Genomic DNA, 13,428 nt, shown 5'->3' with positions numbered 1-13,428 from the left:
TGATGTGGGCATGACCTACCGCCGCCGCCACGACAGCATCGACCTGCCGCGGGACCGCGGCTGCCTGCGGTGGGTCCTGGGCACCCCGCTGGCCGTCCTGGTCTACCTGCCGGCCGCCTACCTCTGCTCCGCGTCGTTCGCCCTGCGCCCCGACGGCGGCCCCTACGACCCGATCCGCGACGACGCCCTGTTCACGGCGCACGCGTGCGTGGCCCTGTGCTTCGCGGGGCTGCTGCTCACCGCCGTGCCCGTCTTCCACCGCACCCTGGGCCGCTGGTGGTACGCGGCTCCCTTCGTACTGGCCTCGATCGCCTTCCTGCGCGGCCAGACGCTCTGACGCCCGCCCTCAGGAACCGGTGACGGCCCGTTCCAGCAGGTCGCGCAGCACCCGCTGCTCCTCCGGGTCCAGGCAGGCCACGGGCGAGTCGACGTGGAGGAGGTCGAGCAGCCGCGCCCGCTGCGCCGCGCCCTCGTCCGTCAGGAGGAGGAGCCTGGCGCGCCGGTCGGTGGGGTGGGGCCGACGTTCGACGAGGCCGTTCTTCTCCAGCCGGTCCACGACGAAGGTGGCGTTGGAGGGCTCGCAGTTCATCCGCTCGGCGAGTTCCCGCATGGTCATCGGCCCGCTCATCTCCCGCAGCGCGGTCGCCTGGGCCGCAGTCAGCCCGAGGGCGGCCGCCCGCGTCCGCACGTGCTCGGCGATCCGCTGGGCGAGCCCGTCGACCAGGCCGCACAGCTGCCGTTCGGCGACGGCCTGCGACTGCGGCTCGGGGGACTTCGTCATGGCGCCCACCCTAACAACCCCATCAAGCCAAAACATTTACAGCTTGAATGATTCAAACTTGATGCTTATGGTGATCACCGTCGCCGCCGCCACCTCACCAGGGAGAAGACATGGCCGACTCGACCGCACCCGCCCACCGGGACGACACCCGCCTGCGCCGCCCGTCGGGCGTCCGCTCCCTCCACCTGGGCGAGACGAAGGTGACCTACGTGCCCGACGGCGCCGTACGCCTGCGCCCCCTGGACCTCCTCCCGGACACCACCGACGCGACCTGGGCCGCACACCCGGAGTACCTGGACGGGGCCGGCCTCCTGACAGGCAGCGTCGGCTCCCTCCTCGTCGAGCACGGCGGCCGCGCCCTCCTGATCGACGCGGGCATCGGCCCGCACGCCTTCGAGAGCCCGGACGGCCCCCTGCACTCGGCCCACGGCGGCGCCCTCCCCGACGGGCTGGCCCGACTGGGCCGCCGGCCCGAGGACATCGAGGCGGTGGCCTTCACCCACCTCCACGCCGACCACCTCGGCTGGGCCTGCGAACCCCTCCTCGCCCACGCGGAGTTCCTCGTCTCCGAGCCGGAGTGGGCGGCCCGCGGCACCCTGGAGGCCCGGGCGGCGGAGGCCCTCGCGAAGAACGTCCGCACGCTCACCCACGACGAGGAGGTCTTCCCGGGCGTCCGCGTCCGCGTCGCCCCGGGCCACACCGCCGGCCACGCCGAGTACGTCATCACGGGCGGCGGCCGCCGCCTGATCGCCTTCGGCGACGCGATGCACTCACCGCTCCAGGCCGCCCACCCGGCCTGGTCCTCGGGCTTCGACCACGACCTCCCGACCACGGCCGCCCACCGCCACCGCCTGGTGGCGGAACTCGCGCAGCCGGACACCCTCGGCTTCGGCGTCCACTTCGCGGACGTGGTCTTCGGCCGGGTCGCCGAAACCGCCGACGGCCCGGCCTGGCACCCCGTCGACGCCTAGGCCGTGTGCCCGTGCCCCTCGTACAGGCGGTCGGCCATGAGCGCGTGGGCCATGGTTCCGCCGGCGCGGACCGCTGCCGTGACGAAGGCGGTCTCGGCCAGTTCCCCGGCGGTGACGCCGTGCCGGCGGGCGGCGGCGGTGTGCACGTCGAGGCAGTACGCGCACTGGGTCACCAGCGCCACCGCCACCGAGATCAGCTCGCGGTAGCGGCGCGGGACCGCGCCGTCCTCCCGGTCGACGGCCGCCTGGAAGGCGCGCCACGCCGCGAACTCCACGGGGGCGTTGGCACCGACCGAACGAGCGCGCCGGAGGTCGTCGGGGTCTGTGTACACGGGGGCTCCTTGAGCGGTGCGGTGGATCCGTTGGTGGCTCCACCCCACCGCGGCGGGGGCGGCCGCGTCCAAGACCGGTTTCGAGGGGCCGGGTTCGCACTCGGTATCGTGGCCGGTCATGGACCTGCGGGCGCTGCGCTGCTTCGTCGCCGTGGCCGAGGAGGGGCACTTCGGCCGGGCCGCCGCGCGCCTGCATCTGGCGCAGCCGCCGCTGAGCCGCCGGATCCGGGAGCTGGAAGCCGACCTCGGGTGCCGGCTGTTCGACCGGATCCCGACCGGCGCCCGGCTCACCCCGGCCGGCGAGGTGCTGCTCGCGGAGGCGCGGGACCTGCTGGAGCGCGCCGAGCGCGCCCGTGAACGGGTCCGGGGCGCCGAGTCCGAGCGGGTCCTCGTCCTCGGTACGGTCGCGGGCGCCGGGCTGGACGTCGGCGCGGCGGCGCTGGCCGCGCTGCGGAGGGAGCGGCCGGGGTTGCGGGTGCGGCTGCGCGAGGCGCCGATCACGGATCCGAGCGCGGGTCTGCGCGAGGGCCGGGTGGACCTGGCGCTGACCCGCCTGCCCTTCGACACCTCCGGCCTGACGGTCCGCCTGCTCGGCGAGGAGCCGCTCGTGGCCGTCCTGTCGGCGGACGACCCGCTGGCGGGCCGCCCGCGGCTGCACGTCGCCGAACTCGCCGGCCGGCCGCGCTTCCGGCTGCCGCCGGGTACGGACGCGCGGTGGCGGGCGTACTGGCTCGGCGCCCCGGACGACGTGCCGGGTCCGGTGGTGTCCTCCCCTGAGGAGTGCCTGCACGCCGTCCTCTGGGAGGGCACGGTCGGCCTGCTCCCGGCCGGCGCCGCACGCCGGCACGCCCGCCCCGGCATCGCCTTCGTCCCGGTCGACGGCCACGCGCCGAGCCGCATCGTCACCGCCCGCCGCGCCACCGCGCCCGACCCCCGGGCCGAGGCCCTCGCGCAGGCCCTCGCCGCAGCCTTCGCCGGGCGCCCGCCCGCACCCCTCGCGCGGTAGGGGCCGGTTCCCGTACCGGCCCGGCGGCATCTCCCTAGGCGGCGGTGTCCCGTCGCTCGGGCGGGCAGTCGTTGCACCGGCCGGGTTCGGGGGCCCGGAAGGCGCGGTCGCAGCCGTCGCAGTTCTGCATCGGAACGGGCCGTGGCCGTCCCGCCTGCGGCGTCGGTGCCCCGCGCGGCAGTTCGGGCGGGATCCCGGCCCGCAGCCGGTAGCCGAGGACCGCGACGGGGCTGCGCAGGTCGGCCGGCAGCCCGGCGGCGAGCACCCGGCGGACGGCCTCGGGCTCGGCCCCCCGCTCCAGCCAGGCGGTCACCCCGGGCGCGAGCCGGTGCACGTCCCGCTCCCCGAGCAGCAGCCGGGGATCGTGCTCGCGCAGCCGGACGAGCAGCCCCACCGCCTCCGCCCGTACGGGCCCGCTCGGCCGGGGCACCTCGGGCAGCACGGCCCCCCGCGCGGGGCCCGGCGCGGGCGCGGGGACTGGTGCGGGGACTGGCGCGGGCGCGGGAGGGGGCTCGGGGAGCGGTGCCCGACCGGCCGGGGGCGGGGGCGGAGGCGGCGGAGGCGTGGGCGGCGGGGGTGGGCCGTCCGGCGGCGGGTCCGTCTGCGGGCGGCCGTGGAACACCGTCCGGGTGACCAGGCGCCCGTCGGTGGTCCGCACCCGCCTGCGCTCCAGGTACCCGGCCGCCTCCAGCTCCCGCAGCCCGCCGGCGATCCTCACCTCCCCCTCCGGGAACCGCTCGGCCAGCGCCTTGATGCCGATCCGGCTGCCCTCGGGGAGGGACTGGATGTGCACCGCGAGCCCGATCGCCAGCAGCGACAGCCCGGACTGCCCGGCGAGGCGGCGGGTTACCACGATGGGGGGTTCGTCGTCCTCCACGTTGACGTGGGTGACACCTGATCGGACGGTCCCGGCGAGAACACGGGACGCGGCGCGCTTGGGCGCGTTAGGCTGCTTGGGAGCCATAGGGAAGCCGGTTACTTCCTACTTGGTCAGGCCCTCGCCCGGGATGCCAGTCCCGACGGGGGCCGTCTCATTTCTGGGGTTGTCGCGGCGAGCATATGCCAGCCAACCGCCCTCAAATCCAGCCGAGTTGGCACAGTTCACCCATGCGAGTGAGCGGGGCCGGACCGGGGGGTCAGGGGGGTGGGTAGGTGGGTTTTACCCACCAACCAACCTTGGTTGGTGACGTCGGGCGCCACCGGATCCCCACTCCCCGCGTCACGGCCCCGGGCGCCCGAAGTCCGCCTTGAGCGCCCGCGCTCCCCCACCTCACCGGCAGCCCCGCCGCCTGGAGCGGGTTCGTCTCGAATCCCGCCAGCCTCTGGCGTACCGCGTGTTGAACAATGGCCCCTGCCACAGGGGCCATTGTTCAACCGGGGGGAACCATGAGGGCGGGGGAGCGCCTGGCCGGGCGGTACCGGCTGGACGAGCGGCTCGGGCAGGGCGGGATCGGGGAGGTCTGGCGGGCGTTCGACGCCGACCTCGGTCGGCCCGTCGCCGTCAAGGTGCTGCTGGAGTTCGACGCGTCGGACGAGCTGCTGGGCCGCTTCCGGCGGGAGGCGGCCATCGGGGCGCGGCTCCAGCACCCCGGAATCACGGTCGTGCACGACATCGGCCAGCACGAGAACCGCCTCTTCATCGTGATGGAGCTCCTGGAGGGCGAGGACCTCGCCCACCTCCTGGCCCGCACGCCGGGTGACGGGCTACCGGTTCCCGAGGCGCTCGATCTGGCGCTCCAGGCTGCGGAGGCGCTGGCCGCCGCGCACGCGCAGAAGGTGGTGCACCGGGACCTCAAGCCGGCGAACCTCTTCCTCCTCACCACCGGCGGCCGCCTGAAGATCTGCGACTTCGGCATCGCCCGCACCGCCGACAGCACCGGCGGCCTCACCGTCACCGGCCGGGTCTTCGGCACGCCCGCCTACATGGCGCCCGAGCAGTGGCGCGGCGAGCACGTCGACGCCCGGTGCGACCTGTACGCCCTGGGGTGCGTGCTGTTCGCCCTGCTGACCGGGGCCCCGCCGTTCCCGGCCGCCGAACAGGTGTGGGTGCTGATGCGGCGGCACCTGGACGAGGCCCCGCCGGCGCTGGACTCCGTACGGGCGGGCCTGCCGGCGGACCTGGTGGCGCTGGTGGGGGCCCTGCTGTCCAAGGACCCCGCCGAACGCCCCGACGCCCCGGCCACCGCGACCCGGCTCCGCGCCCTGCTCCACCCCACCCCGCAGGCGGCTCCCACCCCCGCGCCCGCCCCGGCCCGGGCCCCGGATCCGGCGCCCGTCCCCGTACCGAGGCCCGCGCCGGAGCCCGTACCCGTAGCCGTGCCCGAGGCCGCCTCCGCCCCCACCGTCACCGCCGCCCCGACGGCAGGGCGGCACACCGGCCCCACCGTCGAGGGCCCCGGGCACGGCCCCGGGCGGCACACCCCCGGCGGAACCCCCGGCCCGGCCTCCGCACGCCGGGGCCCGCGCCGCCGCACGCTCGTCCTCGGCGGGCTCGCCGCGCTCGCGGCGGCCGCCGGCGGGACGGCCGCCGTCCTCTCCTTCGGCGACGAAGGCGACGGCGGGGCGCCCGCGCTCCGCCCCGGCGCCACCCTCACCGGCCACGAGGCCTCCGTCGAGTCCCTGGCCTTCAGCCCCGACGGCAGGACCCTCGCCACCGGCAGCCGCGACCGCACCGTCCGGATCTGGGACCTCACCACCCGCACCGCCACCGCCGTCCTGCGCCACGACGCCCTCATCCGCTCGGTCGCCTTCGCCCCGGACGGCAAGACCCTCGTCAGCGGCGGCGAGGACGCGAACGTACTGCTGTGGATGCCTTCCCAGCAGACCCCCCTCGCGCGGCTGAAGGACCACACGGGCCCGGTCCGGTCGGTCGCCTTCAGCCCGGACGGCAAGACGGTCGCCAGCGGCGGCGAGGACATGGCCGTCCGGATCTGGGACGTCCGCACCGCGAGCCGTGCCTACGCGCTGGCCGGACACACCTCGGGCGTCTGGTCCGTGGCGTTCAGTCCCGACGGCACGACGCTGGCCAGCGGCGGCGGAGACCGGTCGGTGCGCCTGTGGGACCTGGCCTCGCGGAAGGGCGTCGTACTGCCCGAGCCGACGGGGGACGTGATGTCGGTGGCGTTCAGCTCGGACGGCGGCTTCGTCGCCGGCGGGGTGAACTCCGGTTCCGGCGCGCCGCCCGACAACTCCGGCAGCTTCGGGAACACCTCCATGGCCGGCCCCCTCGGCGAGCTCCGGGTGTGGAACGCCAAGACCCGCGCCCAGACCGCCTACCATCCCGACCTCCCCTACAACGTCGCCTCCGTCGCCTTCCGGCCCGGCAGCACCACCGTCCTCGCCACCGGCAGCTGGGACGACGCGGTACGCGTGTGGGACCTGGGCCGCAAAGCCCTTCCGGGCCCGGCCAAGGGGCACACCAGCCCCGTGTGGTCGGTGGCGTTCAGCCCCGACGGCAAGCTGCTCGCCAGCGCGAGCGGCGACGGCACCGTCCGCCTCTGGGAGGTCTCCTGAGGGGCGGGGCCGGCCGGCGGCCTTCCGGGTGCGGCCCCGCGGGAGGGTCGCCAGACTGACGGGGAGATGATCCGATCCCCCCGGTCCGGCCGGCTCCGCGCCGCGCTGCCGCCGGTCGTCGCGTGGCTGGTCTCCCACCTGGTCACCTGGGCGGTGGCGGGCGCCTCCGTCGCCGGTGACGGATCACGGGTGGCCTACTGGAGCACGGCCGCCCGCCGCCGCTGGGACTCCGAGCACTACCTCTCCATCGCCCGCGGCGGCTACGAGATGTTCCGCTGCCGGGACCGCTACCCGGACTTCCCCGACGTCGTGTGCGGGAACGTGGCCTGGTTCCCCGGCTACCCCATGGCCGTGCGGGCGGTGTCCGCGACCGGGCTGTCCTACGAGCTGTCCGCCGCCGTGGTCACCGAGGCGGCGCTGCTCGGCATGTTCGCGGTGCTGTGGTGGCTGCTCGGCGCCCGGCTCACCCGGGCCACCGCCCTGACCCTCGCCATCGGCGCCGTCTTCCCCGGCGGCGTCTACTTCCACGCCCTGTTCCCGGTCGCCCTCGCCACGCTGGCCCTGCTCGTGTGCGCCGCGGGGGTGGGGCGCGGGTCCTGGTGGACGGCCGCGGCGGGCGGTTTCGTGGCCGTCGCCTGTCACCCGGTCGGCGCCGTCGCCGTCGTGATGCTGCTGTCGAGCGCCCTGTTCGCCTGGCGCGGGGACGCGTGGCCGGTGCGGTGGGCGAAGGCGGGGGCGGCGGCGGTCGCCGCCGGGTGCGGGCTGCTGTGGGCCAAGTGGCTGATGTGGCAGGTGACGGGGCGCTGGGACGCGTACGAGACCATCCAGCGGTCCAGCTACGGACAGGGGGACCTGCGGCCGCCCTTCGCCGAGATGGTCCGGGCCTACCGGGTCCCGTTCCGCGACTGGTACACGCCGAAGGGACGTCTGCCGTGGCTGGTGGAGCACTCCCTCGCCGCGCACCGGCCGCAGTTCTGGCTGGACGCCGTCTTCGTGGTGCTGGTGGTGGCGACGGCCGTCGTCCTGCTCGTCCGCGAGCGGCGGCTGTCCGTCGTGGAGTGGGCCGCACTCGTGCTGACGGTGGCGGTGTTCCTGGTGCCGTTCGTGGCCGGGGCGCAGATGTCCTGGTACCGCAACCACGCCCAGATGTTCGTCGGGCTGGTCCTCGTCCGCCGCATGTCGCCGTGGGTGCAGGTCCCGCTGCTGGTCGCCTGCGCGGCGCAGTACGCCCTGCTGGGGGCGATGTTCTTCGCCGGTGTGCTCGTGTGAGGGCCGCTACCGCTCCTCCTCGCCCGTGTCACGGGCCACCACGTACGTCGGCCGGGCCTGGACGGCGGTGTGGATGCGGGCGACGTACTCGCCGAGCATGCCGAGGCAGAAGAGCTGGACGGCACCGAAGAACAGCATGGTGATGATCAGGGAGCTCCAGCCGGGCAGCGGGTTGCCGGTGGCGTAGACGGTCAGGGCCCAGACGAGGAAGGCGAGGCAGACCAGGGAGCTGAGCGCGCCGATCGCGGTGGCCAGCCGCAGCGGGACGGTGGAGAAGCCGGTGACGCTGTCGAAGGCCAGCAGGACCATCTTGTGCAGGGGGTACTTGGAGGTGCCCGCCGCCCGCTCGGCGCGCCGGTAGGCGATCTGCCCGCTGGGGAAGCCCAGCCACGGGATCAGCAGGCGGTAGATCTGCTGCTGGTCGGGGAGGGTCTTGAGGGTGTCGACGACGGCGCGGGACAGCAGCCGGAAGTCGCCCGCCTGGGCGGGGACGTAGGAGCCTGCGAGGCGGCGCATGAGCCGGTAGTAGGCGCCGGCCGTGCGGCGTTTGAAGCGGCTGTCGGTGGAGCGGTCGGTCCGGACGCCGTAGACGATGTCCAGCGCCTCGGCCCGGGCGAGGGCGAGCATGTCGGGGATGAGCTCCGGCGGGTCCTGGAGGTCCGCGTCGATGCTGGCCACGTAGGCGCCGCGGGCCCGGTGCAGTCCGGCGGTGAGGGCGGCCTGGTGGCCGCTGTTGCGGCGGAGGGTGAGCACGCGCAGCCGGGGCCAGGCGGTGCGCAGCTGCTCCAGCAGGAGGGGGGTCCGGTCGGTGGAGCCGTCGTCGACGGCGAGGACCTCGTACGCCTCGCCGCACCCGTCCAGCACCGGCCGGAGCCGCGCCGCCAGGACGGGCAGCACCTCCTCCTCGTTGAAGACGGGAACCACGACCGACAGGGTCGGCGCGTCCCGGGGCGAGTCGTGCACAGCCCTCATGATGCGCGAAGCCCCCGGCCCCGGCACGCGGAGCAACGCGCCGCGGCCCCCCGCCCGGACGGGGCGGGGGGCCGCGGGGGGCGGTGCGCTGCGGGCGCTGCCGCGTCAGGCGGCGACGGCGACCGGGGCCGGCTGGGCGGCGGTGGCCTCGTCCAGCGGGGAGGACGAGGCGGCGGCGTAGGCCTCCTTGTCCAGGATCCCCTCACGGGCGGAGACGAGGACCGGCACGACGGCCTGGCCTGCGACGTTCGTGGCCGTGCGCATCATGTCGAGGATCGGGTCGATCGCCATCAGCAGGCCGACGCCGGCGAGCGGCAGGCCCAGGGTGGAGAGGGTCAGGGTGAGCATGACCGTCGCGCCGGTCAGGCCGGCCGTGGCGGCGGAGCCGACGACCGAGACGAACGCGATGAGCAGGTACTCCTTGATGCCCAGCTGCACGTCGAAGATGTTGGCGATGAAGATCGCGGCGAGGGCCGGGTAGATCGCGGCGCAGCCGTCCATCTTGGTGGTGGCCCCGAACGGGACGGAGAAGGAGGCGTACGCCTTCGGGACGCCGAGGCGCTCGGTGACCTTCTGGGTGACCGGCATGGTGCCGACCGAGGAGCGGGAGACGAAGGCCAGCTGGATGGCGGGCCAGGCGCCCTTGAAGAACTGGAGCGGGTTGACCTTGGCGACCGTGGCGAGGAGCAGCGGGTAGACGCCGAACATGACGAGCGCGCAGCCGATGTAGATGTCGGCGGTGAAGGTGGCGTACTTGCCGATCAGGTCCCAGCCGTAGCTGGCGATGGCGGTGCCGATGAGGCCGACGGTGCCGATGGGCGCGAGGCGGATGACCCACCACAGGGCCTTCTGGAGGAGCTCCAGGACGGACTCGGCGAGGTTCAGGACGGGCTGGGCCTTGGCGCCGAGCTGGAGGGCGGCGATGCCGGCGACGGCGGCGAGGAAGACGATCTGGAGGACGTTCAGCTCGGTGAACGGGGTGACGATGTCCTTCGGCACGATGCCGGTCAGGAAGTCGATCCAGGAGCCGTGCCGCTTGGGCTCCTTGCCGTCGGCCGGGGTGAGGCCGGTGCCGGCGCCCGGGTCGGTCAGCAGGCCGATCGCGAGGCCGATGCCCACCGCGATCAGCGAGGTGATCATGAACCAGAGCAGGGTGCGGCTGGCGAGGCGGGCGGCGTTGTTCACCTTCCGCAGGTTGGTGATGGACACCAGGATCGCGAAGAAGACGAGCGGGGCGACGGCCAGCTTGAGCAGCTGGATGAAGATGTCGCCGACCTGCTCCAGTGTGGTCTTCAGCCAGCTGACGTCCTGGCTGCGGGCTATCCAGCCGAAGAGGACGCCGAGCGCGAGACCGGCGACGATCTGGGCCCAGAACGGGAACTTGAACGAGGCCTTGGCGGGAGCCTGGGCCTGGGGGGACGCGGACACGGCAATCTCCGGGGGACGCGCGGACGTACGGCGGAAGGTTTCTGCGGGGGATGCGGTACGGCGGCAGCCGGAAAGGGGCCGGGCCGGCCGGCGACCGCTGCTGCGGGCGCTCAGCGGCAACAGCAACAGGCCGCGGACACGCGGCGGCAGAGGTCGACGTGCAGGCGCGCCACGAGCGGGGAGCTCGGGCTCATCGGGTGCGCTGCGGCGGTCAACATGTTGAACACGCTAACACTTCTGCTTTGAGAAACTCAAAGGGATGCTTTGAGCATGGATCGCGGAGGAGTCGAGCCGCGGGGTCCGCCGCATCCCGGGAACGCCGAAGCCCCAGCGTGGCGGGGGGAGTTCCCGTCGCTGGGGCTCGCGGAGAGGGGCGGCGCGCCGGGCGCGCGGGGTCAGGCGCGGGCGGCGTCGTCGGCCGCGTCCTCCTGGCTGCGGTTCGCGGCGAGCTTCTGCTTCGCATCCGCGACGCGTCCGGAGATCTGCTGGGACATCTCGTCGCGCTGCTTGCGCAGCAGGACGAAGGACAGCGGCGCGGAGAGCACGAGCGCCAGGAGCACGACCCAGGCGGGGTTGGCGGCGCCGAGCCCGGCGGGCACCAGGCCGAAGTGGACGAGGAGGGCGACCAGGACCAGGCATCCGACGAAGATGACCAGGCGCATCGCGGTGTAGCGGATCGTCGCACTCGGCTTGAGGGACACGATGACCCCTTCTTTCTCATCGGAAACGTCGGACACGTCGGCACGTACCCGTCCAGTGAAGCACGCCGGGGCTGCGCGCACGGCCGTCGGGGGGCCTCAGTGCAGGGGCAGCAGCATCGTGATGCCGTCGCGGTCGTCGCCGGGGGCCACGCGGATGGCTCCCGGGATGCGGCCGACCTCCTTGTAGCCGCAGGCGGCGTAGAAGTGCTCCAGCCCGAGGCCGCCGCGGCACTCCAGGACGACGGCCTCGATGCCCTCCAGGGTGCGGGCGGCGTCGGCGAGGGCGGCCATCAGGGCCCGGCCGGCGCCGCGGCCCTGGAGGGCGGGGCGGACCATGACCGTGTACGCGTACACCCAGTGCTTCATGAGGCGGTGCGTGTTGAAGGCGAGGAAGGCCGCGGCGGCCACGGTCCCGTCCCCGTCCCGTCCGACGAGCAGCCGGTGGCGGCCCTCGGCCATCGCCACGAGGTGCCTGACCAGCTCGGGCCGGATGTCCTCGATGGTGACGGGCGGGACGAACCCGACGGCGCCACCGGCGTTGGAGACCTCGGTCCACAGCTCCGCGATGCCGTCGCGGAGGGTGGGGTCGACGACGGGATCGAAGGTAAAGGTAAGGGTCACCGATGAAGAGTATCCATTACCCACCGCCTCGGCAACGACTTTCCGGACATACGGAAGGCCCCGGTCCACCAGGGACCGGGGCCTTCCGTACGAGCACTGCGCGCCGGGCCCGTCAGACGCGCATCGCCTGCGGGGTCTCGCGCAGCGAGGCGTCCGGGCCGGGGTACTCCCGGATGACCTCGTAGCGCGTGTTGCGCTCGACCGGGCGGAAGCCGGCCTCGCGGATCAGTTCGAGGAGGTCGTCGCGGGTCAGCTTGTTCGGGGTGCCGTAGTTGTCCGCGTCGTGCGTGATCTTGTACTCGACGACCGAGCCGTCCATGTCGTCCGCGCCGTGCTGGAGGGCGAGCTGGGCGGTCTGCACGCCGTGCATCACCCAGAAGACCTTCACGTGCGGCACGTTGTCGAAGAGGAGGCGGGAGACCGCGAAGGTCTTGAGCGCCTCGGCGCCCGTCGCCATCGTCGTGCGCGCCTGGAGCCTGTTGCGGACCTTGCCGTCCTTCATGTCCACGAAGTCGTGCTGGTAGCGCAGCGGGATGAAGACCTGGAAGCCGCCGGTCTCGTCCTGGAGCTCGCGCAGCCGCAGCACGTGGTCCACGCGGTGGCGCGGCTCCTCGATGTGCCCGTAGAGCATCGTCGCCGGGGTCTTGAGCCCCTTCTCGTGCGCCAGACGGTGGATGCGCGACCAGTCCTCCCAGTGGGTGTTGTGGTCGACGATGTGCTGGCGGACCTCCCAGTCGAAGATCTCCGCGCCGCCGCCGGTCAGGGACTCCAGCCCCGCCTCGATCAGCTCGTCGAGGATCTCGGAGGCCGACAGGCCCGAGATGGTCTCGAAGTGGTGGATCTCCGTCGCCGTGAACGCCTTCAGCGAGACGTTCGGCAGCGCCTCCTTGAGGGCCGACAGCGAGCGCGGGTAGTAGCGCCAGGGGAGGGACGGGTGCAGGCCGTTGACGATGTGCAGCTCGGTGAGGTTCTCGTTCTCCATGGCCTTGGCCAGGCGGACGGCCTCCTCGATGCGCATCGTGTACGCGTCCTTCTCGCCCGGCTTGCGCTGGAACGAGCAGTACGCGCAGGAGGCGGTGCACACGTTCGTCATGTTGAGGTGGCGGTTGACGTTGAAGTGGACGACGTCACCGTTCTTGCGGGTGCGCACCTCGTGGGCGAGACCGCCCAGCCACGCCAGGTCGTCCGACTCGTAGAGGGCGATGCCGTCCTCACGCGTCAGCCGCTCGCCGGAGCGGACCTTCTCCTCCAGCTCGCGCTTGAGCCCAGCGTCCATGCCGGTGTCTCCCTGTCTTTCTTTCCCTGTCCCAGCCTGTGTGCAACCGCCACCCACCGTACTCTCAGGCGTCCTCGGGCAGCTCGCCGACCCGGTTCTCCCACTTGGTGGAGAGCACGATCGTGGTGCGGGTGCGCGAGACGCCCTTGGTGCCGGAGAGCTTGCGGATGATCTTCTCCAGGCCGTCGACGTCGCTGGCGCGGACCTTGAGCATGAAGGAGTCGTCGCCGGCGATGAACCAGCAGTCCTCGATCTCGGCGAGGTCGCGCAGCCGGCGGGCCACGTCCTCGTGGTCGGCGGCGTCGGAGAGGGAGATGCCGATCAGCGCGGTGACGCCGAGGCCGAGCTCGGCGGCGGCCACGGTCGCGCGGTAGCCGGTGATGACACCGGCCGATTCGAGACGGTTGATCCGGTCGGTGACGCTGGGGCCGGAGAGGCCCACGAGACGGCCCAGCTCCGCGTACGAGGCACGACCGTTCTCACGGAGTGCCTGGATGAGCTGCCTGTCCACCGTGTCCATTACGTGGAGCCTTCCATTATTCGGCGATCCTGCAAGTT

Annotated in this window: 14 protein-coding genes; 5 read left to right on the top strand and 9 right to left on the bottom strand. The window is 73.6% G+C overall.

Translation table 11 applies throughout. From position 1 onward, the window contains the following. Positions 1-10 precede the first annotated feature (10 nt). Positions 11-337 carry a hypothetical protein gene (locus tag WDV06_RS08055; protein ID WP_395508943.1) on the top strand — a complete coding sequence of 109 codons (327 nt, stop codon included), beginning with the start codon at positions 11-13 and terminating at the stop codon, positions 335-337. Positions 338-346: 9 nt separating this feature from the next. Here the strand turns inward: WDV06_RS08055 and WDV06_RS08050 are convergent, their stop codons facing one another. Beyond that, positions 347-781: a MarR family winged helix-turn-helix transcriptional regulator gene (locus WDV06_RS08050; protein WP_395508942.1), complete on the bottom strand. Its 435-nt coding sequence runs from the start codon at positions 779-781 to the stop codon at positions 347-349. A 110-nt stretch (positions 782-891) separates the two neighbouring features. Here WDV06_RS08050 and WDV06_RS08045 point away from each other — a divergent pair, with 110 nt between their 5' ends. Beyond that, positions 892-1,752, top strand: coding sequence for an MBL fold metallo-hydrolase (locus WDV06_RS08045; RefSeq protein ID WP_395508941.1), 861 nt, complete (start codon positions 892-894; stop codon positions 1,750-1,752). Here the strand turns inward: WDV06_RS08045 and WDV06_RS08040 are convergent. Then, the gene (locus tag WDV06_RS08040) at positions 1,749-2,084 is read right to left on the bottom strand and encodes a carboxymuconolactone decarboxylase family protein (RefSeq protein ID WP_395508940.1); all 336 of its coding nucleotides are present in this window, start codon (positions 2,082-2,084) and stop codon (positions 1,749-1,751) included. The genes WDV06_RS08045 and WDV06_RS08040 overlap by 4 nt on opposite strands. 118 nt (positions 2,085-2,202) lie before the next feature. On the opposite strand from WDV06_RS08040, the gene WDV06_RS08035 reads away from it, so the two are divergent. Next, a complete protein-coding gene (locus WDV06_RS08035; RefSeq protein WP_395508939.1) occupies positions 2,203-3,090 on the top strand; it encodes a LysR family transcriptional regulator in 888 nt (295 codons plus the stop codon). 34 nt (positions 3,091-3,124) lie between these two features. On the opposite strand, the gene WDV06_RS08030 is transcribed toward WDV06_RS08035, so the two are convergent. Then, entirely contained in the window at positions 3,125-4,054 is a 930-nt protein-coding gene (locus tag WDV06_RS08030; protein WP_395508938.1) for a helix-turn-helix domain-containing protein, read from the bottom strand. Positions 4,055-4,476: 422 nt separating this feature from the next. Here WDV06_RS08030 and WDV06_RS08025 point away from each other — a divergent pair, with 422 nt between their 5' ends. Together WDV06_RS08025 and WDV06_RS08020 are read left to right on the top strand one after the other, a co-directional pair. Then, the gene (locus WDV06_RS08025; protein WP_395508937.1) at positions 4,477-6,603 is read left to right on the top strand and encodes a WD40 repeat domain-containing serine/threonine protein kinase; all 2,127 of its coding nucleotides are present in this window, start codon (positions 4,477-4,479) and stop codon (positions 6,601-6,603) included. Between the two features lie 66 nt (positions 6,604-6,669). Then, the gene (locus WDV06_RS08020) at positions 6,670-7,872 is read left to right on the top strand and encodes a hypothetical protein (RefSeq protein WP_395508936.1); all 1,203 of its coding nucleotides are present in this window, start codon (positions 6,670-6,672) and stop codon (positions 7,870-7,872) included. Positions 7,873-7,878: 6 nt separating this feature from the next. Here WDV06_RS08020 and WDV06_RS08015 read toward each other — a convergent pair whose 3' ends face one another. From WDV06_RS08015 to WDV06_RS07990, 6 genes are all read right to left on the bottom strand, one after another. Beyond that, positions 7,879-8,844: a glycosyltransferase family 2 protein gene (locus WDV06_RS08015; RefSeq protein ID WP_395508935.1), complete on the bottom strand. Its 966-nt coding sequence runs from the start codon at positions 8,842-8,844 to the stop codon at positions 7,879-7,881. Between the two features lie 105 nt (positions 8,845-8,949). Then, positions 8,950-10,272, bottom strand: a complete 1,323-nt coding sequence (locus WDV06_RS08010; protein ID WP_395508934.1) for a dicarboxylate/amino acid:cation symporter — start codon at positions 10,270-10,272, stop codon at positions 8,950-8,952. A gap of 395 nt (positions 10,273-10,667) precedes the next feature. Then, positions 10,668-10,976: a DUF4229 domain-containing protein gene (locus tag WDV06_RS08005; protein WP_395508994.1), complete on the bottom strand. Its 309-nt coding sequence runs from the start codon at positions 10,974-10,976 to the stop codon at positions 10,668-10,670. Positions 10,977-11,069: 93 nt separating this feature from the next. Beyond that, positions 11,070-11,594 carry a GNAT family N-acetyltransferase gene (locus WDV06_RS08000; RefSeq protein WP_395508933.1) on the bottom strand — a complete coding sequence of 175 codons (525 nt, stop codon included), beginning with the start codon at positions 11,592-11,594 and terminating at the stop codon, positions 11,070-11,072. 112 nt (positions 11,595-11,706) lie between these two features. After that, complete coding sequence (mqnE, locus tag WDV06_RS07995; RefSeq protein ID WP_395508932.1) at positions 11,707-12,870, bottom strand: aminofutalosine synthase MqnE; 1,164 nt, start codon at positions 12,868-12,870, stop codon at positions 11,707-11,709. Between the two features lie 64 nt (positions 12,871-12,934). Continuing rightward, a complete protein-coding gene (locus WDV06_RS07990) occupies positions 12,935-13,390 on the bottom strand; it encodes an Lrp/AsnC family transcriptional regulator (RefSeq protein WP_344151061.1) in 456 nt (151 codons plus the stop codon). Between the last annotated feature and the right edge of the window lie 38 nt (positions 13,391-13,428).

The sequence above is a fragment of the Streptomyces racemochromogenes genome, from assembly GCF_044129415.1.
Taxonomy (GTDB): Bacteria; Actinomycetota; Actinomycetes; order Streptomycetales; family Streptomycetaceae; genus Streptomyces; species Streptomyces racemochromogenes_A.
This window is presented reverse-complemented; position numbering and strand designations above follow the sequence as displayed.